Origin of the sequence: Lactiplantibacillus pingfangensis, assembly GCF_005404945.1 — a bacterium.
GTDB classification, from domain to species: Bacteria; Bacillota; Bacilli; order Lactobacillales; family Lactobacillaceae; genus Lactiplantibacillus; species Lactiplantibacillus pingfangensis.
On the sequence record NZ_BJDG01000025.1, the window covers coordinates 31,246 to 55,655 of the forward strand.

Sequence of the window (24,410 nt, forward strand, 5' to 3'; positions counted from 1 at the left end):
TAACTATAAAGGCTGTGATTAATTCTGTCAACTAAATCTCAATTAGTTTAAGGTAATTAGTGCGGTAAACGCTGATGTCAGTGGCTTTTCGGGGATGACTAATTTTGTGGGCAGCGCCGTTTGATTGGCGGGGCGGTTCATTAGTCCCTTGATTAAGTCTTGATAGTTTTGATTGCAATCACCGGCTTGCTAGCCTAAAATTACACTTACTGAGTTTAGGTAGCGGTTATAGGAGGAAAATGAATTGAAAAAGATTTTAGTTTTGCACACCGGTGGGACGATTGCCATGTCGGCGGATGCAGCGGGTAATATGGCGCCGGGCGCGCAGAATCCATTGGATAGTTATGAAAATCCATTTAGTGGCGAAGTTCAATTAGAAACGGAAGATGTTTTCAATTTGCCATCACCACACATCACGCCGGAACGAATGTTGCAATTAAAGCAGCGAATCGCGAAAGCAGCGCGTGACGGGGTGGATGGTGTCGTCGTGACTCACGGGACAGATACGTTAGAGGAAACGGCCTACTTTTTAGATTTGACATTGCCAAATGAGTTACCTGTGGTTGTTACTGGTGCGATGCGGTCGGCGAATGAGATCGGTTCTGATGGCTTGCATAATTTAGAAACCGCCATTCAAACTGCTAGCACGCCGGATGCCGCTGAAAAAGGGGTCTTGGTCGTCATGAATGATGAGATTCATTCCGCGCGCTACGTCACTAAAACGCATACGACCAACGTGGCAACGTTTCGGACCCCAACCTTCGGCCCAATTGGCTTAGTTGCCAAACATGGTGTTGTTTTCTTTGAATCATTATTACGCTCAACTGTTTGCCCAATTCGGACAGTAGTGGACAATGTCTTTTTGATCAAGGCATATGCGGGGATGGGGCCAGAATTATTTGACGCCATTGCACAATCGACGACAAACGGGGTTGTTATTGAAGCTTTAGGTGCTGGTAATTTGCCACCGGCAACGTTACCCGCCGTGCAAAAGCTATTAGATATGGGGATTCCGGTTGTGTTGGTTTCCCGTTGTTTCAATGGGATTGCCCAAGACGTTTATGACTATGAAGGTGGGGGCGTTCAGTTGAAGCAGATGGGCGTCATTTTCTGCCAGGGACTGAACGGTCAAAAGGCCCGGATTAAGTTATTGGTCGGCGTGAGTGCCGGCATGGCTGAGGACGAGTTAGCCCGTTTTGTGGCAACTGCGAATTCATAAAATTAGTTTTAAAAATAAAGACCAGTTCAACCGTCAAGCATTGAAGCTTGAGTGTTGAACTGGTCTTTATTAACTTTCAGAATTTCGTTGCTTCCGGTTGGAACTAATCACATGCGGTCGTGGGACCGGTCCAAGCCCGGACCGTCCGTGGTGTAAAATCGGCAAAAATAGCCGATTAACGCCACCATCACGACCGATGTTATTAGTCCCAAACTTCAGCTATTAAGTTTCTGCCTGACGGAGCACTTATCGTAAGTTTAGTTTAGATGCGGTCCACTTTACGTTTCTTTAGGACTTGAAACCGCTAGCTAAAAGTTGCAAGGTAGCCAGTGGCTAGTAATCCCAGTGGAGCAATATTCACATACGAAATATTACTCACCGATAGCCAATGAATATACTTAGAAAGTTCAAAGCATTGCTGACTGGTTCAATGAATTGCAAGAATAAAATCAACCGTTTTTAGCGTCATTTCTTTATAACCATTAGCCTAGCTGGAGGGCGTCGCTGATTGCATCGGGCGTGAAAGTCCCGTTGAGCGGCGTTTTTTGCCGGTCTTACGGGACGGACGGTCCGGGATAGTTGCGTTTTTTGCAACCATTCCGGGCGAAGGTCAAGACCGCTCCTCAGGCTTGACCTGGTCCCTCGTCCGCATGTAATCAGCGACGCCCGGAAGCGACAGCGTTGACTTCTTCTCGTTACCAACTACTGATTGAGCAAATTTTGGCGGACTAATCTGGCTAAGTAATTTTCCTGTAAGAGATCGCCGTGATTGATGTCTTTCTGATTAATTGTCATGGCGTTGTATCGAGTCGCTTCGTTCATAAATAATTTGCTGCCGGCCGTTACACTTGAAAGTGGCACTACGTGATCGTCGCCGTCACCGGCATCGCCGGCAATATTGATGACGGTGTGTAAGGATTTGAATTTAGCCTTTTTCGCCAATAGTGGTTTATAGAGCGTGTCATCTGGTTGAGATTCACTGGTGCCTAGGAAAGGTGTCCCGACCAGCATTAAATCACGAATTGCCAAAGGGTTCGAAGACGCCATGCCAGCCAAATAACGACTGAAAATCAAGCCACCGTTGGAATAGCCTAACGCATTGGCCGTTGTTAACTTATAATGTTTTTGCAAATAAGTGACCGCGTTGGCTAAGCCCTTAGTTTGTTCAATAATCGTGTCATTCGTGTCGTCACTATTTTCAAAAAAGATCACAATAAAGCTGTCATTAAACTGTGTGTGTTTGACGCGGGTCGCCGTTGAAGACACTTTCAAATCCTTGTCAACAGTCACATTAATGACGGGATGCGGTTGCGAGCCGTTGAGTGTTTTGATTAGCTGGTCAAAGTCATCACGCTGACTATTACTGCCGGCAATCAGCATTAAGGGCCGTTTCTGACCGGTAATCACGTGGCTCGCTTGGTCGGTATGCAGTTGGGTGACCAAGCCTAGGCCAATAATTGATAGGAGGAAAGCAATACAAGCAATCAATCCCCATTTTAGTTTTTTAGGCATGGTATGCACCTCGTTTGATTAGAGCCGTTCCGCAATGATTGGTCGGTCGTTTAAAGGCTGAACCTGACGATTGTTGGGAGCAAATAAGTTTTGATAAGTCACTAACTGTTCTTCACCAAGCATGACACTGTCCGCGCAAATGTACCACTCAACGGTTTCGGTTAATGGTGGGGTGGTTAATGAGCCGAGATAATGGTAGACGGTCCCAGTATCTGGTAAGAGTTCCGTCAGATCAATCGGTTCAGTCAACGCGTGACTAGTGGCAGGCGTGAACTGGTCCAATAGTGCTTGGAAACTAGCATTAGGTTTACCAATTCGGCCAAAAATTGCGACGACCGCGAGTTGACCGGTCGCACTACGATGAACTAAGTGCCATTCAATTGGGGCTGCTTGGCCATCAATTAAATGTTCCGCTGGTGTGTGGAAGTGGATTTGGTCAAAATTGAAGTCGCGGTCGTTTAAATAGGCCATCCCAGTCCCGGTCGCTTCAAGCGTGGTGTCAGTGCCAATAATTGTTTTTGCTTGATATAAGCCGCGCCAGCTAATTGCAGATAACTGCGATGCGGTGCTGTTTTTAGTTTCGATATTGATTGGGGATTGTTGTTGACCGCCGATTGATTGCCAATTGGCTTGGGTTGAATAGTCTAATTTTGTCATGAAAAAGCCTCCGTAACTGTTGTCTTAACGTCTATTTTCTCACGGTGACTGACTTTGTCAATTAATGGGGAATGTTTTTATCAAATCACCGGCGTGACAATGTTAGAATAGAGAGGTGCTGAGACGGTCGACTAAGTTTAACGATTGGCGCTAGCCAACTGTTAGCTCGCAAAACAGCCCGTCTCTAAATTCATAGAATAGGTGGCAGGACTCATGGCAAATGAACGATTATTACCAATTCAACAAGGCTTTAATTTTCGCGAACTAGGTGGCTATGCAACGAAAGATGGTCATCATATTAAATGGCATAAATTACTTCGGAGCGGCGGCTTGGACCGTCTGACCCAAGCAGATTTAAAGTTTTTAGATGAGTACGGTGTTCGTTACGATGTGGATTTCCGGTCGCCACAAGAAGTTTTAGATAGTCCTGACCGTGTTCCTGGCCATGCCAAATACTTATACGCACCAGTGTTTAATGTTGATGAAACCAAGAACTCTGACGGGACTGACAAGATGGCCGCCGACCTTGAACATCATCCTGATAGTGGTTATCGCCACATGCTTAAAGTTTATCGGATGGTCGTGACTGAACATCATGCTAAGCGGGAATATCGGCGCTTTTTCGATGCGTTATTAGCCAATGATCAGCCAGATGAATCGCTCTTATTCCACTGTACTGCCGGCAAAGACCGAACCGGGATGGGTGCTGTTTATTTGTTAACGGCGCTTGGGGTGGATCTTGACACGATTCGACAGGATTATTTATTAACAAACTCAGCTTCTGCTGATCGAATTGATGCAGCTGTCGCTGATGCGAAAAAGCAAGGTGCCAGTGCCGATACGGTTGAAAGTATCCGGGCGTTATGGTCAGTCGATGATGATTATTTAGACAGCGCCTTGGCAGAAATTAAGCATCAGTCTGGTAATATTGAGCATTATTTACGGACTGAATTAAAATTGACAAAAACAGAAATTTTACGATTACGCGAGTTATATTTAGACTAATCAGGAAGTGACAATATGCGTTATTTAACGAGTCCCAGTCACGACATTCGGACAAACTTAGCCATTGAAACTTATTTAATGGCGCATGCCGATTTATCCGAACCAATTTTATACTTCTATATCAATTCACCTTGTATTATTGTTGGTCGCTATCAAAATGTCTTAGCAGAAATTAATCAGGCGTATGTTGAACAGCAAAAGATTATTTTGACTCGTCGGACATCTGGCGGCGGGGCAGTCTTCGATGATCTCGGCAACGTTAGCTTTAGTTTCATTACGAAAGATGACGGCGATGGCTTTGGTAATTTCAAACGGTTCACGGCACCAGTTCTCAAGGCGTTACATGCTATGGGGGCGACTGGCGCTGAGATGAGCGGTCGCAATGATTTGTTAATTGATGGTAAAAAGTTCTCAGGAAACGCCATGCATGTTGAAAACGGGCGGCTATTTTCACATGGGACCTTAATGTATGATGTGGATCAGTCTCAGATTGCACAAGCCTTAACGGTACCAGCCGATAAGATGGCGTCCAAGGGGATTAAGTCAGTTCGGAGTCGCGTGACCAATTTGCGACCATACTTGGCCCCGGAATACCAACATCTGACGATTGAAGAATTTCGAGATAATTTGGCACAAGAAATTTTAGGGGTGTCGGACTTAGCCGAAGCCAAGAGGTATTCGTTAGATGCGGCGGCTAAGGCGGGGGTTGACGACTTAAATCAACGCTACTTTAAAAATTGGGATTGGATCTATGGTCAGTCGCCAGCATTTGAACTACAACACCGGCGGCACTTTACGGCCGGAACCGTTGATTTTCGACTCAATATTGCCAATGGTCGAATTGCTGATCTGACAGTGTATGGCGACTTTTTTGGGTCCCAACCGGTTCAAATCGTGTTGGACCAGTTAAAAGGGGTTAAATATACTCGGACAGCCGTAACGGCAGCCTTAGCAGACTTAGATTTACAACAGTATTTTGGTCAGATTGATCGTGACCAGTTGATTGAGCTAATTGTTGAACAGGGTGAAACCGGAAAATAATAAGTATGTTAGTCACAAAGGGTGTAATTTCGATAACCCTTTGATTTCATTAATGAAATCGTTTACAATATCATTAATGATAATTATTTTATATAAAACGAGTGATTAAATCATCAAAAGGAGTGACTGAAGATGCACAAATTTATTGCGATTGTTGGGACCAATTCTGATCAGTCCACAAATCGAAAGTTATTACAATTTATGCAAAAACATTTTGCCGACCAAGCGGCCATTGAACTGGTTGAAATTAAGGATTTACCGATGTTCAATAAGCCAGAAAATAAACAAGTGCCAGCGGCGGCAACGGCGATTGCCGAAAAGATTGACCAAGCGGATGGGGTGATTATCAGTACCCCTGAGTATGACCATTCGGCACCAGCGGTCTTGATGAATGCGTTGGAATGGCTGTCATTCCATATTCATCCCTTTGTGGATAAGCCAGTCATGATCATCGGCGCGTCATATGGGTCGTTAGGGACCTCACGCGCACAGGCTCATTTGCGGCAGATTTTGGATTCGCCAGAATTACGTGCGCGGATCATGCCTAGTTCAGAGTTCTTATTAGGGCATTCATTGCAAGCTTTTGATGAAGATGGCAACTTAATTGATGCCCAAAAGTTAGCGAAGTTGACGGGGCTGTTTACTGATTTTCAGACGTTCGTCGATATTACCGCTGAGCTAAATCATGCGAACGAGGCTAATCGTCAAGAAGTACAAAACGTTAATTGGGACAAGCTATAGATAGGAGTTTTTGCCATGAAATTAGTTGGAATTGCCGGTTCAGTTGCAGATAAGTCATACAACCGGTTACTATTAAAATTTATTGCGACGCATTTTAGTGACACCGTTGACGTTGAAATCTTGGACATTCAAGATGTGCCGATGTTTAATCAAAGCGATGATCAAACTAACAGCGACGCCGTTCAGTATTTAAGTCACAAAATCCAGCAAGCGGATGGTGTGATTATTGCAACACCTGAACACAATCATACGATCACCGCTGCGTTAAAGAGTGTCATTGAATGGCTATCTTTCAGTATTCATCCATTATCTGGCAAGCCGGTGATGATTGTCGGCGCCTCGTATTATGATCAAGGTTCATCACGCGCACAGTTGAATTTGCGGCAAATCTTGGAATCTCCCGGCGTCGATGCGGTTGTCATGCCCGGAAATGAATTTTTACTCGGCGAAGTTAAAGATGCTTTTGATGATCAGCATAATTTAAAGGACCCACGAACAGTTGGCTTTTTAAAGGAAACGCTTGAAAAGTTCGTTAAGTTTGTTAAAGTCATCAATACGATGAATGGCCCAGTCGAAGACGATAGTTGGAAGTCGGAAGATTTGGAAGCCCATGGCAAAGTTGAAACGACGATTGAAGGCGTGGATATGCATGCAGCCGATTGGGTCGAACAGGCGGCGGCTAAAACACATGCCGCTGAAGGGGACGACACCGTTAAGTTGGATCGTGGTGTCCTGACTGTCAATCAGTTGAATTACTTCTTAAATTCGATGCCGATGGAATTAACTTATGCCGATGCGAATAATCAATTTATTTACTATAATCATAATGCCGATGCCAAAGATATGATGGCGGCGCGGACACCAGCGCAAGCCGGCAATCCGATGGCTGATTGTCATCCGAAGCGAGCCATTCCGCATGTACAACAAGTGATTCACATGCTACGAACCGGTAAGACCGACTTGTTCAAGTTACCCGTTCCAGGAAATGGTCCCGAAAAGTACATTATGCATTACTATCAAGCGATGCATGATGCCAAAGGCGAATACAAGGGGATTAATGAATTTGTCCTCGATATTTTGCCAATTGTGAAATATTATTTGGCACATACTGGTCAAGTGTTAGCCAAGGATCCGAATGCTAAAGCCGATGCCATTTCTGGCGCTTCTGCCAAATCCGCTGATGCCAAACCGGACAGCGTTTCGGGTGCATCCGCAGACGCCGAACCGGAGCAACCTGATGAAGTTTCAGCTGCGTCAGCAGATCCTGAACCAGTTAAACCCGAAGTTGACAGTGTTTCGGGCGCTTCTAGTAACGACAACTAGGTGCTGGTGACATGAACAGTTAAATTAGATGGAAACCTAAAACAGACCCGAAACCGTTATTAGTTTCGGGTCTGTTTTTGTGTCCAATCAGTTAATACTTCTTCTTTTTCTGAAAGATGGAAAACCAAATACTGCCAATCGCGATAACGAAAATGATGGGATAAGTGAAGAGATCACCAACGGTCACCATAGTTTTAGGAAACCCAAAAATGGCGACCCAAACGAATACGAGACCAAACCAAAACGCAATGGAACGATAAAAGGTTACTGGGTGTTTAAGCTGCATCGGCTAACTCGCCTCCTGACATCAATGGCACGACTGATTCAATGAAACATCAGCAGTTTAGTTCGGCTTTTGATCGCTGTAAACTCAAAATCATCATATGGGACGCTTGGTAATGATATTTTGAGCCAAAGTAGTTAGTTAACTTTAAGTCGCGTCAGATTGCTCACAACGTCAAGTCAAAAGCTGAGCGAAGAATTTGTATCGTTCGGAATTTAACGATAAAACAATTTATATCTTATAAACAGCCTCAGACCGTTTATTTGGTCGACAACCGAACAAATTGCGGCCTATACAGATATAAAATTAATAATGTTAAGCTAGAGATAAAATTGCCTTAATTTAAATAACACGAACGTTATAACGTTAATTAATAGATAAAGTTAAGAAATTCGTTGACAGCAACTAGCGAGGTTGTTAAACTTATCATGAAAACAAAGAAAGAAGGATTGAGATGGCGAAAGTTGGTTTAGTGATGGGGTCAATTTCAGATTGGCCGACGATGCAATTAGCTGCCGAGCAATTAACAATGCTTGGGATTGATTATGAGCGGCACGTGATTTCGGCACACCGGATGCCAACAACGTTACAAACATACGGTGAACAGGCGGCTGTACGTGGCTTGCAATTAATTATTGCCGGTGCTGGCGGCGCAGCCCATTTACCAGGAATGCTGGCTGCTAATACGCTGTTGCCAGTCATTGGCGTGCCGATTAAAACCCGAGCGCTCAACGGGGTTGATTCACTGCTATCGATTGTTCAGATGCCTGCCGGTGTACCGGTTGCCACGATGGCAATTGGTGAAGCTGGTGCCAAGAATGCGGCCTTAATGGCGGCACAAATATTAGGATTACAAGATGAAAAAATTCAGCACGCGGTACTTAACTTTCGGCAACAACAACGGCAGGAGGCTGAACAAAGTGAACAACAATTCTAATCAGCCAATTTTACCGCCAGCCACGATTGGCATTGTCGGTGGTGGACAGTTAGGCCAAATGATGGCGCTCAGTGCTAAATCAATGGGATATCATGTCGGGGTGCTCGATCCGACACCACAAGCGCCAGCCGCTCAAGTTGCGGATTTTCAAATTACTGCGGATTATCAAGATAAATCTGCCTTGATTATGCTGGCACAAGAAAGCGACGTCTTGACATATGAGTTTGAAAATGTGGATGAAGCCGCGCTAATCGCTGCGCAGCGCTATACCAAACTCCCTCAGGGTACTGATCTATTACACATTACTGGCAATCGCCTCAATGAAAAACAATTCTTACATGATCACGGGATTCCAGTGACACCATTTGCCCCGGTGACTGACCAACAAAGTTTTAACTATGCGTTGAAACGAGTAGGCACGCCAGCGATTTTAAAAACTGTGGCGGGTGGTTATGACGGCCATGGTCAAACGGACTTGATGCAACCAGAATTAACTGCGGCGGCAGCTCGATTAATTGACCAACCTTGCATTCTCGAAGCCCGACAAGAATTTCGCGCGGAAGTGTCAATGATAGTCACACGGAGCGCTGCCGGCGTCGTGACCACCTTTCCACTCGTTGAAAATCGACATCAACATCACATCTTACACACCACCATTGCGCCAGCTAATGTGCGGCCGGCAGTACATGTGGCCGCACGCAAAATTGCGGTCTCAATCGCCGAAGCACTAAAATTACGCGGCGTTTTAGGGATTGAATTCTTCGTTTTACCAGATGATAGCTTATTAGTTAATGAACTTGCACCACGGCCACATAATTCCGGCCATTACACCATTGAAGCTTGTAATATTTCTCAATTTGAAGCACATATTCGGAGCATTTGTGGATTGCCGATTCCAGCCATCACGCAAGTTGAACCCGCAGTCATGCGCAATTTATTAGGCACCGATTTAACTGTTGCGCGCGAAAATCTCATGAATCATCCCGAGTGGCATTTTCACGATTACGGCAAGGCCGAAATTAAACCACAACGAAAAATGGGGCACATTACAGTTCTAAATCAAAACGTTGATGAAGCATTAAACGCATTGCAACAATTGAAGGGAGAACAATAATTATGACGGCAGTTGAAAAAGGCGAGTTACTTTACACAGGCAAGGCTAAAGAAATGTATGCGACCAATGATCCTGAGGTGTTGTGGGTCCAATATTTGGATCAAGCAACCGCGCTGAACGGGAAACGAAAAGTGGTTGTTGATCAAAAAGGCTTACTCAACAACCGCATTTCTAGTCTGATTTTTAAAGATCTCGCTCAACATGGCATTCCAAATCATTTTATTGATCAACCGTCTGCCTATGTGCAATTAGTGCGTCGCGTCAAAATGATTCCGCTGGAAACGGTCGTTCGCAACGCTGCTTCGGGTAGCTTTGAACGAAAATTTGCCGTTGATCATTTAACTAAATTTGCTACACCCGTTTTGGAATTATTCTATAAAAGTGATGCTTTAGATGATCCATTTATTAATGACTCACAAGTTGCGGCATTGACGATTGCCAGTACCGAAGTGGTGGCCGAAATGAAGCGGCAAGCACTGCTCGTCAATACCCGGTTGCAGGAAATCTTCGCTGAGATGGGCGTTCAACTCGTTGATTTTAAGATTGAGTTTGGCCTGACTGTAACTGGTCAAGTATTACTGGCGGATGAAATCTCACCGGACAGCTGTCGCTTAGTTGATGAGAAGACTCAAAAGTCACTAGATAAAGATGTTTTTCGGAAAAATCTGGGCGATTTAACGACTGTTTATCAAGAAGTCCTCCAGCGTTTAGCCACTGTCGAAGGGAGCCAACAATAATGTATTTGGCAAAAGTATACGTGACTTATAAAGAATCAATCTTAGATCCAAAAGGTGAAGCCGTTCATGATGCCCTACACCGGCTTGGTTATACTAATGTTGACGCGGTAGAACTCGGGAAGTATTTTGAAATCAAACTAACCGCTGGTAAACAACCCGTTGAGGCGGAAGTTGATGAAATGTGTGATCGCTTGTTAGCTAATGTGAATATGGAAAGTTATCGTTACGAAATTACTGAGATGGAGGCGTAAGCAATCATGAAATTTGCCGTACCTGTTTTTCCAGGGTCCAATTGTGACCACGATATGGTCAACGCGTTGCGTGATATTTTAAACGCTGACGCGGATTTAGTGCCTGCGACGACCACGGACTTAGCCGAATATGATGCCGTGATTTTGCCAGGTGGGTTTTCGTACGGTGATTATTTACGCAGCGGTGCCATCGCTCGGTTTGCCCCAGTAATGACTGCGGTGAAGACGTTTGCCGTAACTGGAAAGCCAGTCATGGGAATCTGTAACGGTTTCCAAATTTTAACTGAAGCTGGCTTGCTTCCGGGTGCACTACAAGCGAATCGCTCAGCGCAATTTATTTGTGAGACGAGTGAATTACGTGTCTGTAATGTTGAGACGCAGTTTACGAGTGATTATGCCGCGGATGCGCGTCTCCAGCTGCCAATTGCACACGGGGAAGGCAATTATTATTGTGATGACGCCACCTTGGCCGACTTGCAGGCAAATCATCAGATTGTCTTTGAATACGTGACTAATCCAAATGGTAGTGTCGCAAATATTGCTGGCATCGTGAATCGACAAGGCAATGTCTTAGGGATGATGCCCCATCCAGAACGGGCTGTGGAAGCCTTGCTAGGGTCTACCGACGGACTCGGGATCTTTAAGTCACTGTTAGCACACCATGAGGAGGTTGCCCATGCTTAAAAATAATGAGTTAACACCCGAAGCGCTACGTGACAGTCAAACGTACCGTGAATGGGGACTGACCGACGCCGAATACCAGTTAATTACTGAAAAAGTGTTAGGGCGGTTGCCAAATTATACGGAAGCTGGCTTATTTTCCGGTATGTGGAGTGAACATTGTTCGTATAAAAACTCTAAACCAGTGCTTAAGAAGTTCTGGACTCAAGGCGAACAAGTCTTAGAGGGCCCCGGTGAAGGTGCCGGAATTATCGATATTGGTGACGGTCAAGCCGTGGTTTTTAAGGCCGAAAGTCACAATCATCCGTCGGCAGTTGAACCATATGAAGGCGCAGCAACTGGCGTCGGTGGGATCATTCGCGACATTTTCTCCATGGGCGCGCGGCCGATTGCGTTACTGGATAGTTTGCGCTTTGGTGAACCTAACGATGCGCATACCAAATACTTAATTGAACAAGTGGTTGCCGGAATTGGTGGTTATGGTAATTGTATTGGAATTCCTACCATTGGTGGCGATACGGTTTTTGACGCCAGTTATCAAAAGAACCCATTAGTCAATGCCATGTGTGTTGGGATTTTAAATCAAGCCGATATTCAGAAGGGCCAAGCTACTGGGATAGGCAATGCAGTGATTTACGTTGGCGCAAAAACTGGCCGTGACGGCATCAACGGGGCGTCATTTGCCTCGGCTGAGTTTAATGATGCCAAAGAATCACAACGTTCAGCAGTTCAAGTTGGTGATCCATTTATGGAAAAACTCTTGATGGATGCTTGTCTGGAAGTGATTCATGACCATCGCGAAGTGTTGATTGGGATTCAAGATATGGGTGCAGCCGGCTTGGTGTCGTCTTCAGCTGAAATGGCCTCAAAGGCCGGTAGTGGCTTGGAACTGAACTTAGACTTAGTCCCACAACGCGAAAGCGACATGACAGCTTTTGAACTCATGTTGTCAGAGTCACAGGAACGGATGTTACTTTGTGTGAAGGCTGGCGCAGAAGCTGAAATTACCCAGGTCTTTGACAAGTACGGTCTGGATGCGGTGACGATTGGGAAAGTTACCGATGGTCATCAGTATCAATTATTCCATCACGGCAACCTCGTGGCGGATGTGCCCGTCGATGCCTTAGCGACGAAGGCCCCCGTCTATCAACGTGAAAAGAAACGGCCCAGTCGCTTAAACAAACAGAGTCATCATCAATTTATGCCAAGAATCGTGGATGCGACCGGCGCATTGAAAAAATTATTGCAACAACCAACGATTGCGTCTAAGAAATGTCTTTATGAAACGTATGATTCACAAGTTCAGACGAATACCGTCGTTAAGCCGGGCTCTGACGCTGGGGTCATTCGGATTCGATACACGGATAAAGCTTTAGCCGTCACGACCGATGTGAATGGCCGCTACTTGTATTTGAACCCCAGAGTCGGTGGTGAAATTGCAGTCGCTGAAGCGGCCCGAAATATTGTCGCCTCTGGTGGACAGCCGCTTGGGATTACCGATTGCTTAAATTATGGTAATCCAGAAAAACCGGAACAATTTTACGATTTAGACGAGTCGGCGATGGGGATTGCCCGTGCTTGCCAATTGTTCAATACACCAGTGATTTCCGGTAATGTGTCGTTGAACAATGAATCGAATGGCGACCCAATCTATCCAACGCCGATGATTGGGATGGTCGGGTTAATCAAACATCAACGTGATATTACGACTCAAGACTTTAAACAAGCGGGCGATGCGGTGTACGTCTTTGGCGAAACTGGCGCCGACTTTAACGGCAGTGAATTACAAAAGATGTTAACTGGAACGATTTCTGGCGAACTTTTTGACTTTGATCTGGTGACTGAAAATCAAAATCAACGGTTGTTATTACGTGCGATTCAAAAAGGGCTCGTTGCCAGTGCGCATGATGTCTCGGAAGGTGGCTTAATTACAACAATTGCGGAATCCTGCTTTGGTAACGGCTTGGGGGTTAACTTGAAGAGCGACTTGCCAGCAGCACATTTCTTTGCGGAAACCCAATCACGATTCGTGATTTCTGTGACTGCGGCGAAGCGTGCAGAATTTGAAAACTTAATGGAACCCTACGCCACCTATTTAGGCATGACGACGGCAGATGACCGGTTGTTCATCGAAACGGCCGACCAGAATTTTGACATTAAGGTCAGTTTTGCGAAACGGTTATGGGAAGGAGCCTTACCATGCCTACTGAAGTAAAGGGTTTGAATGAAGAGTGTGGGCTCTTTGGTGTTTGGGGTAACCCGGATGCGGCACAACTCACTTATTTTGGCTTACATGCGTTACAACATCGCGGTCAAGAAGGTGCTGGGATTACTGCTAATGATCACGGTGTCTTGCAATCGGAACGTGACCTGGGGCTATTAGCCGATGTTTTTCGGGACCCCGCTCGGTTAGCCCGGTTAACCGGTGATGCGGCGGTTGGGCACGTTCGTTATGCGACAGCAGGCAACCACGGCGTTGAAAATATTCAACCGTTAGAATTTAACTTTAGTGATGCGCAATTCGCATTGGCACATAACGGTAATTTAACCAATGCTGTGACGTTACGCCATAATTTGGAGCAAAATGGCGCCATTTTCCATGCGAGTTCTGACAGTGAAATCCTGATGCATTTAATTCGTCGCAGTCCGGCAGCGACCTTAACGGAGCAAGTCAAAGATGCGCTGCGGCAAGTCCATGGTGGTTTTGCCTACTTACTGCTAACTAATGACCGGCTCTATGCCGCATTGGACCCGAATGGGTTTCGGCCATTAGTTGTCGGCAAGTTACCAACGGGTGGGTATGTCGTTTGCAGTGAAACTTGTGCCTTAGATACGGTTGGCGCCACGTTTGTTCAAGACGTCCATCCAGGAGAACTACTGATTATTGATGACCAGGGTTTGAAAATCGACCACTATACGACGGATACCCAATTAGCCATCTGTTCGATGGAATATATTTATTTTGCCCGTCCCGATTCCGATATTCATGGTGTCAATGTCCACTCTGCGCGTAAGCGAATGGGGGCAGCTTTAGCTAAGGAACAACCGGTTGAAGCTGATATTGTTGTCGGTGTGCCCAATTCGTCTTTATCTGCGGCGACGGGATACGCCGAAGCGAGTGGCTTGCCTTATGAAATGGGGCTCATAAAAAATCAATATTCATCGCGGACTTTCATTCAGCCAACTCAAGCGTTACGTGAACAAGGGGTTCGGATGAAGTTATCGGCCGTCAAAGGGGTCGTTGCCGGTAAGCGCGTGGTTTTAATTGACGATTCAATCGTGCGCGGGACCACTAGTCGGCGCATTGTGAAATTGCTAAAAGATGCCGGGGCCAAGGCAGTTCATTTACGAATTGCTTCACCACCATTACGTTTCCCGTGTTTTTATGGGATTGATATTCAGACCACTAAAGAGTTAATTGCCGCGCAACAAACGATTCCTGAAATGTGTCAGACATTTGGGGCTGATTCACTGGGCTTCTTGAGTGAACAAGGGGTCATTGACGCGGTCGGTTTAAAAGTGGATGCCCCATATGGCGGTCTTTGCATGGCTTACTTTAATGGTGACTATCCAACGCCACTATATGATTACCAAGCGGAATATGATGAAGAACAACGACAGTTACAAGCAAAACAGTCGAGGGGTGATTAGGTGAGCGACGCATATAAAAAAGCCGGCGTCGACCTAAATGCCGGTTATGAAGTCTTGAAAGAAGTCAAAAAAATGAGTGGTAACAGCCAACTTGGGGCTTTCGGTGGGTTATTCCCGTTGGCGCCCGATGCCGTTGAGAACGGGCCAGTTTTGGTTGCCGGGACGGATGGCGTTGGAACCAAGTTATTAGTCGCGATTGCCGCAAATCAGCACACGACCATTGGAATTGATCTGGTGGCGATGTGCGTGAATGATATTTTAGCTCAAGGTGCTAAACCACAATTTTTCTTAGATTATTTAGGACTGGGACATACGGATACGACTCGCGTTAAAGCAATTTTAGCAGGGGTTGTCGCCGGTTGTCAGCAAGCTGGAACAGTTTTAATTGGTGGTGAAACGGCCGAAATGCCAGACATGTACGGTCAGGATCATTATGATTTAGCCGGCTTTGCGGTCGGAATTGCGGATAAAGCGGATTTGCTCAGCCCTGATAATGTGCAAGCTGGTGACATTTTGATTGGTCTGCCATCTAATGGGCTGCATTCTAATGGCTTCAGTTTAGTTCGAGATATTTTATTCAAGCAACATGATTTTGCGTTGACCCACGTTTTCCCTGAATTGGGGCACGAGTTACAGACCGAATTATTACGACCAACCAAAATTTATGTTGACGCGATTTTACCGTTGTTGCAACAAAAGTGCGTTGCTAGTATTGCCCATATTACGGGGGGCGGTTTAATTGAGAACGTGGCGCGAGCTTTGCCGACTGGATTATCGGCACAATTTACGGTCGGTGCTTGGCCGATCCCGCCGATCATGTCGCTCTTAGCAGATTTAGGGGACTTATCAGCGGCCGACTTACGCGCAACTTTTAACTTGGGCTTGGGGATGGTCTTGATTGTTCATCCAGAACAGTTAGCAGCAGTGACGACCAGCTTGACGCAACAGCAACAAGTGTTTTATCAGGTCGGTCAAGTGACTGACCATGGTGAACCAGTCGTCTTTCAGGAGGCAGCGCATGCTTAAAAAGATTGCCATCTTTGCTTCTGGAACGGGAACTAATTTTGTGGCGTTACAACAAGCCATTCAAACGCGACCGATCGCGGCAGAAATTGCCTTATTAGTTTGTGATAACGCCGAGGCACCCGTAATCAAAAAGGCGCAGGCCGATCAAATTCCGGTTTTGGTCATTAATTTTCATGATTATGCTAATAAAGCAGCAGCAGAAGCAATTATTTTGTCTGCACTACAACGCCATGAAATTGCTGCCATTTTATTGGCAGGCTACATGCGCATCATTGGGCCAACGTTGTTAACCGCTTATCCACATAAGATTATTAATATTCACCCGGCACTACTGCCTAAGTTTCCCGGGCGGCACGGCATCGAGGATGCTTTTGCGGCCGGTGTTTCTGAAACTGGCGTCACCATTCATTTTATTGATGCTGGCATTGATACCGGGCAAATTATTGGTCAGCGACAAGTGCCAGTCAAGCAAGCAGATACCGTCGCGTCGTTGGCGGCACGGATTCACGAAACAGAACATCAATTTTATCCAGACGTCTTACAATCACTCATCAATGAAGGAGCAATCTAATGACAAAGCGAGCCTTATTAAGTGTTTCTGATAAACAAGGATTGACTGATTTTGCAAAAGGGTTAGTCGCACTCGACTATGAATTGGTTTCAACCGGTGGCACGAAGAAAGCCTTAGAAGCTGCGGGCGTTCCCGTTATCGGGATTGAAGAAGTGACCGGCTTCCCAGAAATGTTAGACGGTCGCGTGAAGACTTTGCATCCAAAAGTTCACGCTGGTTTATTGGCACGACGCGACTTACCAGCCCATATGGCGCAACTCAAAGAAGCTGGAATTACGCCAATTGATATGGTTGTGGTCAACTTGTATCCGTTCAAAGCAACTATCTTACAACCAGATGTGACGCAAGCAGAAGCCATTGAACAGATTGATATTGGTGGTCCTTCAATGTTACGTTCAGCCGCCAAGAACTTTGCAGCCGTATTGCCAATTGTGGACCCAGCTGACTATGATCAAATTTTAGCTGACTTACAAACCGATACAGTGACGCCAGAATTGCGCCAGCGCTTAGCTGCCAAGGTTTTCCAACACACCGCGAGCTATGATGCGTTGATTGCGCAATATTTAACGACGGATGAATTTCCTGACAAATTAACCCTGACTTACGACAAGAAGCAGGCACTGCGCTATGGTGAAAATAGTCATCAGAAGGCATCATTCTATGAAAATGCCTTGCCAACCCCATTCTCAATTACCGGTGCGAAACAGTTACATGGTAAAGAATTGTCATACAATAACATCAAGGATGCTGATGCAGCCTTGCATATGGTCAGCGAATACGATGTTCCGGCAGTTGTTGCGATGAAGCATATGAATCCTTGCGGTGTTGGGCTAGGTGATACGGTCGAAGCGGCCTGGGATAAAGCCTATGCCGCCGACTCAATTTCCATTTTTGGGGGCATTATTGCGCTTAATCGACCAGTTGATTTGGCAACGGCGGAAAAAATGCACAAGATTTTCTTGGAAATTATCATTGCGCCTAGTTTTGATCAGGATGCTTTTGACGTCTTAGCGAAGAAAAAGAATGTGCGGTTACTCACGGTCAACTTTGATCAAGCACACACGGCCGATAAGTTTGAAACAATCTCCGTTGGTGGGGGCTTGTTACGTCAAGAAGTTGATCAAGCATTCGAAAACCTAGCTGATTTCACGGTTGTGACCAAACAACAACCAACGGACGCGCAATTAAAGGCGTTAGCATTCGGGCAACAAGTCGTCAAACACGTCAAGAGTAATGCGATTGTGGTGACTACCGCGGACCGAACTTTGGGCGTGGGATCTGGTCAGATGAACCGAATTGATTCAACCAAAATTGCGATTGAAAAAGCCATGAGCAAGCCAGGTTATGAAAATGCCATTTTGGCTTCCGATGCCTTCTTCCCAATGGATGACTGTGTTCAATTCGCCGCCCAACATGGGATTCGTGCAATTGTACAACCTGGTGGCAGTATCAAAGATCAGGACTCAATTGATATGGCGGACCGTTACGGTATTGCCATGGTCACGACGGGTGTACGACACTTCAGACATTAAGCGAAAGGGTGGCAAGGCATGGCTAAAGTTTTAGTTGTTGGTAATGGCGGGCGTGAACATGCGATTGCTAAAGCATTGCTAGCAAGTCCTCAAGTCGCGCGGGTCTATTGTGCCCCGGGCAATCCAGGCATGCGGTTAGATGATATTCAAACGGTTGCGATTGATGAGCTGGCCTTTTCCGAATTAGTCACTTTTGCACGTCAAAAAGCCATTGACTTGACCGTGATCGGACCAGAAGTGCCATTGGCCGCCGGAATTGTCGATTACTTTCAGGCGGCGGGTTTGGCTGTTTTTGGACCGAACAAAGCCGCTGCCAGGCTCGAAAGCTCAAAAGTTTTTGCAAAACAATTTATGGCGCGACATCAAATCCCAACGGCTGGTTATCAACTTTTTCATGAGTTAACGAGTGCCATTGCGTATAGTCGTGAACAGCCTGTGCCACAAGTCATCAAAGTCGATGGCTTAGCGGCTGGCAAAGGGGTCACCGTGGCCATGACTCGTGATGAGGCGGAAGCGGCGTTAGTGACCGCATTTGAGGCAACTGAGACGGTCTTGATTGAAGATTATGTTGAAGGCTTTGAATTCTCACAAATGGTCTTCGTTGGTGGCGACAAGACTGTCTTGTTACCAACCGCACAGGATCATAAGCGCCTGTTGGATGATGATCTTGGGCCTAACACTGGTGGCATGGGAGCTTACTCACCTGTACCGCAAATAACACCGGAAATTTTGGCGCAGACGGTGACGACCATTATTGAACCGACCATCAAAGGGCTTAAAGCCGATGATTTGAGTTTTGAAGGCGTCATTTATGTGGGTGGTATCTTGACACCACAAGGACCACAAGTGATTGAATATAATTTGCGACTAGGTGATCCTGAAGCACAAATCTTGTTGCCACAATGTCAGAGCGATTTTTATCAGCTCATCGTCGACTTGTTGCAGCATCGGCAACCGGTTGTGCAATGGCAAACCGATGAAACCTATCTCGGGGTTGTCTTGGCGGCACCGGGGTATCCGGGGCCAACAAAAGCAAATGTGCCGGTACCGACCGTCCCTGGTGCTGACTATGCCAGTGTTGCTGGCGAACCGGGCGCCTTAGTGAGTGCCGGTGGACGCTTGATGATGCTGGGGACGCACGCCGTAGATTTAGCGACAGCCCAGCACCAAGTTTATGCCCAACTGGCGCAATTGACCTTAGGTGACTTGTGTTATCGGCATGATATTGGTGCCAAAGGACTCACTAAAACCTAAAAAGCGTGATGATGAGCTTGACAATTATGAGAAACAGACTTATAGTTTAATCATCATTTAATCGTAATCTCATATTTGCGTTGAGGAGAAGAGTAGCGTTTAGTTTTAGGTGACAGTGAGCCCGACGAGTGGAAACGGGTCCTAAGATAAGCGTGAAGATGAGCTCTGAGCATGTCAGGCGGTTCACGCTGACTGACCGGTTGCAACCGTTAGCTTGCCAGGTATCAACAGGTACCGTTGAGGCTAGTTGTGTAAACAATTAGTGAAGCTAGGGTGGTAACGCGCAAAAAAATCGTCCCTTTTAATCACATTGGTGTGATTAAAAGGGACGATTTTTTAGTTACGATTAAAACAAAATTTAACGGGGGCTTTTATGATGACAACAGCAACACAAACATTTTCAAACCGGACCACTTCACCATTTCGTTATGACTTCGTTGGTAGTTTCTTGCGGCCAGCAGCTTTAAAGACAGCACGGGCGCAATTTGCTAAGGGAGCGCTTGATGCGGCTGGGTTAAAAAAAGTTGAAGATGCCGCAATTGTTGAGCTGATTCAAAAGGAAGAAGCGGCAGGATTAAAGGCTGTTTCCGATGGTGAATTTCGGCGGAGCTGGTGGCATTTAGACTTTTTCTGGGGCTTACAAGGGATTGAAAAGAAACAACTGGCCCAAGGTTATGTTTTCCATGATGAAGAAACGCGGGCCGAATCTGCCATTGTCAGCGGCAAGCTTAGCGGTGAGAATCACCCGTTTGTTGACCATTTCAAGTTTGTGCGTGATCATGTCAGTGCTGGCACCCAAATCAAGCAAACGATTCCAGCACCAGCCCAGTGCCTAGCTGAATTACAGAGGCCAGAAAATGTGGCGGCATTACGCCGAGTTTATGGCACGGAGGCTGCAGTTGTTAAGGATTTAGCAGCGGCCTATCATCAAGTTATTGAAGACTTATACGCCGCGGGTGCGCGCACGATTCAATTGGATGACTGTACTTGGGGGATGTTAGCCGGTAATCATGCTAAAGGTGCGGAAACTGGTGACCTCACCGCTCGTAATGACGCGGTTTTGGACCAAAACAAACAACTTTATTTGGACGTTAATAACGAAGCGATTAAAGACTTACCCGCAGATTTAACGATTAATACACATATTTGTCGCGGTAATTATCATTCTACTTGGGCATCAGCTGGTGGTTACGATTCTGTGGCCGACCCACTGTTCAACCAAGAAAACGTTAAGGCTTACTACCTTGAATACGATAGCGACCGTGCGGGTGGCTTTGAACCATTGAAATTAGTTAGTGACAACAAGTTAGTTGTTTTAGGATTATTGACTTCTAAATCAGGTGAGTTGGAAGATCGCCAGACTGTCATTGATCGGATTCATGAAGCGGCCAACTATTTGCCATTAGACCGGTTGTGCTTAAGCACACAATGCGGATTTGCTTCTACCGAAGAAGGCAATGTGCTAACTGAAGCACAACAGTGGGCAAAGATTGCCCTCGTTAAGTCAATTGCTGAAGAAGTCTGGGGCGTCTAACCAGGTCATAATGAGTCACCAATTAATTAATAGCTGTCGCTTCCGGTTGGAACTGATCACATGCGGTCGTGGGACCAGGCCAAGCCTGAGGAGCGGTCTTGGCCTTCGCCCGGAATGGTTGCAAAAACCGCAACTATCCCGGACCGTCCGTGGCGTAACGTCGGCAAAAAACGGCCGATGTAACGCCACCATCACGACCGATGTTATCAGCCCCAACCTTCAGCCATAAACTTAGCGGAGACTGGCAGAAATATTGTGCCGTGTGGGTAAGATTCAAAGACGTGGGGTATCGGGTTTGAATCGAAATCTTAGACCACACTCTGGTTGGGACTATCCCGTATCCGACAATCATTCTGATTGACGGAGCAGTTATCATAATTCTAGTCTAAAATGTTTATTATTGACATAACGGTGTTTACGAGCCTTTTTGATTACAATCTTTAGGCAGTTAATTAGATCATAATGAGTCATCGGCCGAAGTTGGTTGATGGCTCATTTTCATATTTTAATGTCATATATAATCGACATTTCTTAAGTGAGTGTTAGACGCTAGGTGTCAATTAGCCTTGATGTTTTAAAAGGGAGCGAGTACATTGAATCGAGTCAAAAATTATCGTAAGTCGGCAGGATTAACCCAATTTGAATTAGCACAAGCGGTTGGTGTTGCCCGCCAAACCATCAATCTGGTTGAAAATGACAAGTATAATCCATCACTCGATCTCTGTATTCGTTTAGCGCAAGTGTTGCATACGGATCTTAATCAGTTGTTCTGGGAGAAAATAAACGGATGAAGAATGGGGAATGGCTGCACGATTGGGTTGTCAAACGTTTTTTTGTATTACGGGAAGCTTTGACGAGTATAAACGTCAAGCAGTGGGGCGGATTAGTACGACTGCTTTTTTGGCTTCCATTATGTTCATAGTCGTTGCCACTGTGATTGCGGGTGTGTGGGGAATACAATCACCGTATGACGCATTGGTTGGTCTCATGATGGCGAATATTGTCTTTTCGATGGGAATCATTGCACCTTACGTGATGATTGCTAGTCAGCGTGCACATCTAACTGATCAGGAGGTTGGCTGGCAATCAATGCGTCAAGCCCGCCAAAAAATAGGCTGGCAAGCACTCGGTTCCGGCAGCTATTTTGGAATCAGCACGTATTTCTTGTTTGCCGGTATTGATATGCTGACTGATGGTAGTGACTTCTTTGCTGTTTTGAGTTTACCTGGTAATATTTGGCATGCGGTGTTTCGTGGCATATTCTTTGGCAGTTGCATGGGATTAATCGGGTTGAGTCGCCTGAAAAAACAAGTTTAACACCGAAATTAGTTAATGAAATAAAAAAAGTGATTCAGAAATTTGGTTAAAATTTCTGAATCACTTTTTGTTGCTGCTGTCAGGTTTAATTAAGCCACAAAAGCAAAGTAAGCAATGAAGACGACCATCATCGTCCACATTAAGGCGTTAACTTCGCGCCAACGGCCTTTAACCGTCATGGTAATTGGGTAGAAGATGAAGCCCACAGCCAAGCCTTCGGAGATACTATAAGTCAATAGCATCATAATCATAGTGAAGAAGGTCGGCACCGCAATTTCAAATTTCGTCCAATCAATATACTGGACGTTGGATAACATTAAAATACCGACGATAATTAACGCTGAGGCCGTGACGGCTGACGTGATCACCGATAAGAGTGGTGAGAAGAAGGCAGCAATCGCGAACAAAATTGCCACGACGACGGAAGATAAACCGGTCCGTGCTCCAACAGCGACGCCAGAGGTGGATTCCACATAGGCGGTGGTTGGCGAAGTCCCGAAAATGGCGCCAATCGTTGTTGCTAAAGCGCCACTAAACAAGGCCTTACCGACACCTTTGACTTCGCCAGTGTCATGATTGACCATGCCGGCTTCCGTGGCGACACCGACTAAGGTTCCCGAGGTATCAAATAAGCCAATGATGAAGAAGGTCAAAATGACGATAATCATTTGAAACGAGTTGATGTCTGTCAGATGCAAGATGGCTTGACCAAAGATTGGTTGGACGCTAGGAACGCCACTGATAATGCCGGTTGGTAAGGGAATGACTTTGAAAATCATCCCGACAACTGCGGTGATGAACATGCCCCAGAAAATACCACCCGTCACATTGGCAGTGACCAGCATGACGCCGACGATAATCCCGAAAATGGCGAGCAAGACGGCTGGACTATGCAAGTTGCCTAAAGCGACCGCGTTCGATTTGCTGGCGACAATGATACCAGAAGTTTGTAAGCCAGAAAAGGCAATGAACAGCCCAATACCAGCAGAAACGGCATATTTTAACGCGCTCGGAATCAAATTGATTAATTTATCCCTTAACTTGGATAATGTTAGCAAAATAAATAGTAAGCCAGCAACGAACACGCCGGCTAAAGCTGTTTGCCACGGAATATGCCAAGATTGCACAACGGTATACGTGAAAAAGGCGTTGAGTCCCATTCCTGGTGCTAAAGCAACCGGGAAATTTGCGACAAGGCCCATGAGTAAACAACCAACAATGGCAGCCAACACGGTCGCGGTAAAGACGGCAGTTTTGTTCATGCCGGCACCCCCTAATAGTTCGGGGTTTACCGCCAAAATGTATGACATTGCCAAGAAGGTGGTTAAGCCACCCACAAGTTCAGCTCGGACAGAAGTGCGTCGTTGCTTTAAATGAAATAATTGCTCTAAAATAGTTTCCCGCTCCTTACATAATAAAAGGTTAACAATTCAACAATTATCCAGTATAACATACTGGTTTTTGGATGGTAGGGGGTGGCCGCATTAACCGTAAGACCAATGTAAACAAAAGACCGGTCCAATCGTGATTATCACGACTAGACCGGCTGAGTCTTTTTTATGAAATTAATTGTTTTCTTCATTTAGGCCGACTGATTCTTCATCGACGGTTTTTTCGGCAGCGTGACGATTGAACAAGAGATTTAAGCCAACTGCGGCCAAACTCCCGACAACGACACCGTTGCCTAACATGATTTGGAGTGAATTTGGTAAGAACTGAAAAATATTGGTACGAACGGTAACGCCTAACCCCAAACCAATGGAGACGGCGGCAACTAGTAAGTTATTGTTATTGCGGAAATCCACCTGAGCGAGCATGCGAATCCCTTGGATACCGACGATCCCAAACATGACGACCATCGCGCCACCTAAAACTGGGTCGGGAATGACGGTCGCTAAGGCGCCAATTTTTGGCAGCAAACCGAGGACAACTAAAAATGCCGCTGAGTAAAGTGAACCCCCAAGGTTGGACAGAAAAATCCAATTTTGGGGGTTTCATTTATGAGTAAATTTAATTTCGATTTT

23 protein-coding genes and 1 pseudogene are annotated in these 24,410 nt (G+C 45.8%); 19 read left to right on the top strand and 5 right to left on the bottom strand.

The window, feature by feature from the left end:
* Positions 1-244 precede the first annotated feature (244 nt).
* Positions 245-1,219, top strand: a complete 975-nt coding sequence (locus FFM74_RS11145) for an asparaginase (protein WP_137626702.1) — start codon at positions 245-247, stop codon at positions 1,217-1,219.
* A 702-nt stretch (positions 1,220-1,921) separates the two neighbouring features.
* Here FFM74_RS11145 and FFM74_RS11150 read toward each other — a convergent pair.
* On the bottom strand, positions 1,922-2,731 hold the full coding sequence (locus tag FFM74_RS11150) for an alpha/beta hydrolase (RefSeq protein ID WP_137626703.1): 810 nt from the start codon (positions 2,729-2,731) through the stop codon (positions 1,922-1,924).
* Positions 2,732-2,749: 18 nt separating this feature from the next.
* Positions 2,750-3,388 carry a carbonic anhydrase family protein gene (locus FFM74_RS11155; RefSeq protein ID WP_137626704.1) on the bottom strand — a complete coding sequence of 213 codons (639 nt, stop codon included), beginning with the start codon at positions 3,386-3,388 and terminating at the stop codon, positions 2,750-2,752.
* 213 nt (positions 3,389-3,601) lie between these two features.
* On the opposite strand from FFM74_RS11155, the gene FFM74_RS11160 reads away from it, so the two are divergent.
* From FFM74_RS11160 to FFM74_RS11175, 4 genes are all read left to right on the top strand, one after another.
* Positions 3,602-4,393 carry a tyrosine-protein phosphatase gene (locus FFM74_RS11160; RefSeq protein ID WP_137626705.1) on the top strand — a complete coding sequence of 264 codons (792 nt, stop codon included), beginning with the start codon at positions 3,602-3,604 and terminating at the stop codon, positions 4,391-4,393.
* Positions 4,394-4,408: 15 nt separating this feature from the next.
* The gene (locus FFM74_RS11165) at positions 4,409-5,434 is read left to right on the top strand and encodes a lipoate--protein ligase (RefSeq protein ID WP_137626706.1); all 1,026 of its coding nucleotides are present in this window, start codon (positions 4,409-4,411) and stop codon (positions 5,432-5,434) included.
* 132 nt (positions 5,435-5,566) lie between these two features.
* Positions 5,567-6,175: an NADPH-dependent FMN reductase gene (locus tag FFM74_RS11170; RefSeq protein ID WP_137626707.1), complete on the top strand. Its 609-nt coding sequence runs from the start codon at positions 5,567-5,569 to the stop codon at positions 6,173-6,175.
* A gap of 15 nt (positions 6,176-6,190) precedes the next feature.
* Positions 6,191-7,498, top strand: a complete 1,308-nt coding sequence (locus FFM74_RS11175) for an NAD(P)H-dependent oxidoreductase (protein ID WP_137626708.1) — start codon at positions 6,191-6,193, stop codon at positions 7,496-7,498.
* A 91-nt stretch (positions 7,499-7,589) separates the two neighbouring features.
* Here the strand turns inward: FFM74_RS11175 and FFM74_RS11180 are convergent, their stop codons facing one another.
* Positions 7,590-7,784, bottom strand: coding sequence for a hypothetical protein (locus FFM74_RS11180; RefSeq protein WP_137626709.1), 195 nt, complete (start codon positions 7,782-7,784; stop codon positions 7,590-7,592).
* A gap of 451 nt (positions 7,785-8,235) precedes the next feature.
* Between FFM74_RS11180 and purE the strand changes: the two genes are divergently transcribed.
* From purE to FFM74_RS11250, 14 genes are all read left to right on the top strand, one after another.
* The gene (gene purE, locus FFM74_RS11185; protein WP_137626710.1) at positions 8,236-8,718 is read left to right on the top strand and encodes a 5-(carboxyamino)imidazole ribonucleotide mutase; all 483 of its coding nucleotides are present in this window, start codon (positions 8,236-8,238) and stop codon (positions 8,716-8,718) included.
* Positions 8,702-9,832 (top strand): 5-(carboxyamino)imidazole ribonucleotide synthase, encoded by a 1,131-nt coding sequence (gene purK / locus FFM74_RS11190; RefSeq protein ID WP_137626711.1) that lies wholly within the window; start codon positions 8,702-8,704, stop codon positions 9,830-9,832. The genes purE and purK overlap by 17 nt, the downstream gene beginning before the upstream one ends.
* On the top strand, positions 9,832-10,569 hold the full coding sequence (gene purC / locus FFM74_RS11195) for a phosphoribosylaminoimidazolesuccinocarboxamide synthase (RefSeq protein ID WP_137626712.1): 738 nt from the start codon (positions 9,832-9,834) through the stop codon (positions 10,567-10,569). The genes purK and purC overlap by 1 nt, the downstream gene beginning before the upstream one ends.
* The gene (gene purS / locus FFM74_RS11200; RefSeq protein ID WP_137626713.1) at positions 10,569-10,820 is read left to right on the top strand and encodes a phosphoribosylformylglycinamidine synthase subunit PurS; all 252 of its coding nucleotides are present in this window, start codon (positions 10,569-10,571) and stop codon (positions 10,818-10,820) included. The genes purC and purS overlap by 1 nt, the downstream gene beginning before the upstream one ends.
* A gap of 3 nt (positions 10,821-10,823) precedes the next feature.
* Positions 10,824-11,504, top strand: coding sequence for a phosphoribosylformylglycinamidine synthase subunit PurQ (gene purQ, locus FFM74_RS11205; RefSeq protein WP_137626714.1), 681 nt, complete (start codon positions 10,824-10,826; stop codon positions 11,502-11,504).
* Positions 11,497-13,716, top strand: a complete 2,220-nt coding sequence (purL, locus tag FFM74_RS11210) for a phosphoribosylformylglycinamidine synthase subunit PurL (RefSeq protein ID WP_137626715.1) — start codon at positions 11,497-11,499, stop codon at positions 13,714-13,716. Before purQ ends, purL begins: the two co-directional genes overlap by 8 nt.
* Complete coding sequence (gene purF / locus FFM74_RS11215) at positions 13,701-15,152, top strand: amidophosphoribosyltransferase (RefSeq protein WP_137626716.1); 1,452 nt, start codon at positions 13,701-13,703, stop codon at positions 15,150-15,152. The genes purL and purF overlap by 16 nt, the downstream gene beginning before the upstream one ends.
* Complete coding sequence (purM, locus tag FFM74_RS11220) at positions 15,153-16,178, top strand: phosphoribosylformylglycinamidine cyclo-ligase (RefSeq protein WP_137626717.1); 1,026 nt, start codon at positions 15,153-15,155, stop codon at positions 16,176-16,178.
* Complete coding sequence (gene purN / locus FFM74_RS11225) at positions 16,171-16,749, top strand: phosphoribosylglycinamide formyltransferase (protein WP_137626718.1); 579 nt, start codon at positions 16,171-16,173, stop codon at positions 16,747-16,749. Before purM ends, purN begins: the two co-directional genes overlap by 8 nt.
* Positions 16,749-18,281 (top strand): bifunctional phosphoribosylaminoimidazolecarboxamide formyltransferase/IMP cyclohydrolase, encoded by a 1,533-nt coding sequence (gene purH / locus FFM74_RS11230; protein ID WP_137626719.1) that lies wholly within the window; start codon positions 16,749-16,751, stop codon positions 18,279-18,281. The genes purN and purH overlap by 1 nt, the downstream gene beginning before the upstream one ends.
* 18 nt (positions 18,282-18,299) lie before the next feature.
* Positions 18,300-19,535 (top strand): phosphoribosylamine--glycine ligase, encoded by a 1,236-nt coding sequence (gene purD, locus FFM74_RS11235; RefSeq protein WP_137626720.1) that lies wholly within the window; start codon positions 18,300-18,302, stop codon positions 19,533-19,535.
* A gap of 376 nt (positions 19,536-19,911) precedes the next feature.
* Positions 19,912-21,069 (top strand): 5-methyltetrahydropteroyltriglutamate--homocysteine S-methyltransferase, encoded by a 1,158-nt coding sequence (locus FFM74_RS11240; protein WP_137626721.1) that lies wholly within the window; start codon positions 19,912-19,914, stop codon positions 21,067-21,069.
* Between the two features lie 593 nt (positions 21,070-21,662).
* Positions 21,663-21,860: a helix-turn-helix transcriptional regulator gene (locus FFM74_RS11245; protein WP_137626722.1), complete on the top strand. Its 198-nt coding sequence runs from the start codon at positions 21,663-21,665 to the stop codon at positions 21,858-21,860.
* Positions 21,861-21,870: 10 nt separating this feature from the next.
* Positions 21,871-22,386, top strand: a complete 516-nt coding sequence (locus FFM74_RS11250; RefSeq protein ID WP_137626723.1) for a DUF3278 domain-containing protein — start codon at positions 21,871-21,873, stop codon at positions 22,384-22,386.
* Between the two features lie 89 nt (positions 22,387-22,475).
* Here FFM74_RS11250 and FFM74_RS11255 read toward each other — a convergent pair whose 3' ends face one another.
* Together FFM74_RS11255 and FFM74_RS11260 are read right to left on the bottom strand one after the other, a co-directional pair.
* Positions 22,476-23,780 (bottom strand): NCS2 family permease, encoded by a 1,305-nt coding sequence (locus tag FFM74_RS11255; RefSeq protein WP_137626724.1) that lies wholly within the window; start codon positions 23,778-23,780, stop codon positions 22,476-22,478.
* A 171-nt stretch (positions 23,781-23,951) separates the two neighbouring features.
* A pseudogene (locus tag FFM74_RS11260) lies at positions 23,952-24,338 on the bottom strand (solute carrier family 23 protein); the annotation flags it as partial.
* Positions 24,339-24,410 lie beyond the last annotated feature (72 nt).

Coding starts and splice junctions, on each gene's coding strand:
- FFM74_RS11170 (WP_137626707.1), top strand. CDS start 5,567: ATGCACAAATTTATTGCGATTGTTGGGACCAATTCTGATCAGTCCACA.
- purL (WP_137626715.1), top strand. CDS start 11,497: ATGCTTAAAAATAATGAGTTAACACCCGAAGCGCTACGTGACAGTCAA.
- FFM74_RS11240 (WP_137626721.1), top strand. CDS start 19,912: ATGACAACAGCAACACAAACATTTTCAAACCGGACCACTTCACCATTT.
- purN (WP_137626718.1), top strand. CDS start 16,171: ATGCTTAAAAAGATTGCCATCTTTGCTTCTGGAACGGGAACTAATTTT.
- FFM74_RS11250 (WP_137626723.1), top strand. CDS start 21,871: ATGGCTGCACGATTGGGTTGTCAAACGTTTTTTTGTATTACGGGAAGC.
- FFM74_RS11160 (WP_137626705.1), top strand. CDS start 3,602: ATGGCAAATGAACGATTATTACCAATTCAACAAGGCTTTAATTTTCGC.
- purD (WP_137626720.1), top strand. CDS start 18,300: ATGGCTAAAGTTTTAGTTGTTGGTAATGGCGGGCGTGAACATGCGATT.
- FFM74_RS11155 (WP_137626704.1), bottom strand. CDS start 3,388: ATGACAAAATTAGACTATTCAACCCAAGCCAATTGGCAATCAATCGGC.
- purS (WP_137626713.1), top strand. CDS start 10,569: ATGTATTTGGCAAAAGTATACGTGACTTATAAAGAATCAATCTTAGAT.
- FFM74_RS11180 (WP_137626709.1), bottom strand. CDS start 7,784: ATGCAGCTTAAACACCCAGTAACCTTTTATCGTTCCATTGCGTTTTGG.
- FFM74_RS11175 (WP_137626708.1), top strand. CDS start 6,191: ATGAAATTAGTTGGAATTGCCGGTTCAGTTGCAGATAAGTCATACAAC.
- FFM74_RS11150 (WP_137626703.1), bottom strand. CDS start 2,731: ATGCCTAAAAAACTAAAATGGGGATTGATTGCTTGTATTGCTTTCCTC.
- purH (WP_137626719.1), top strand. CDS start 16,749: ATGACAAAGCGAGCCTTATTAAGTGTTTCTGATAAACAAGGATTGACT.
- purF (WP_137626716.1), top strand. CDS start 13,701: ATGCCTACTGAAGTAAAGGGTTTGAATGAAGAGTGTGGGCTCTTTGGT.
- purE (WP_137626710.1), top strand. CDS start 8,236: ATGGCGAAAGTTGGTTTAGTGATGGGGTCAATTTCAGATTGGCCGACG.
- FFM74_RS11165 (WP_137626706.1), top strand. CDS start 4,409: ATGCGTTATTTAACGAGTCCCAGTCACGACATTCGGACAAACTTAGCC.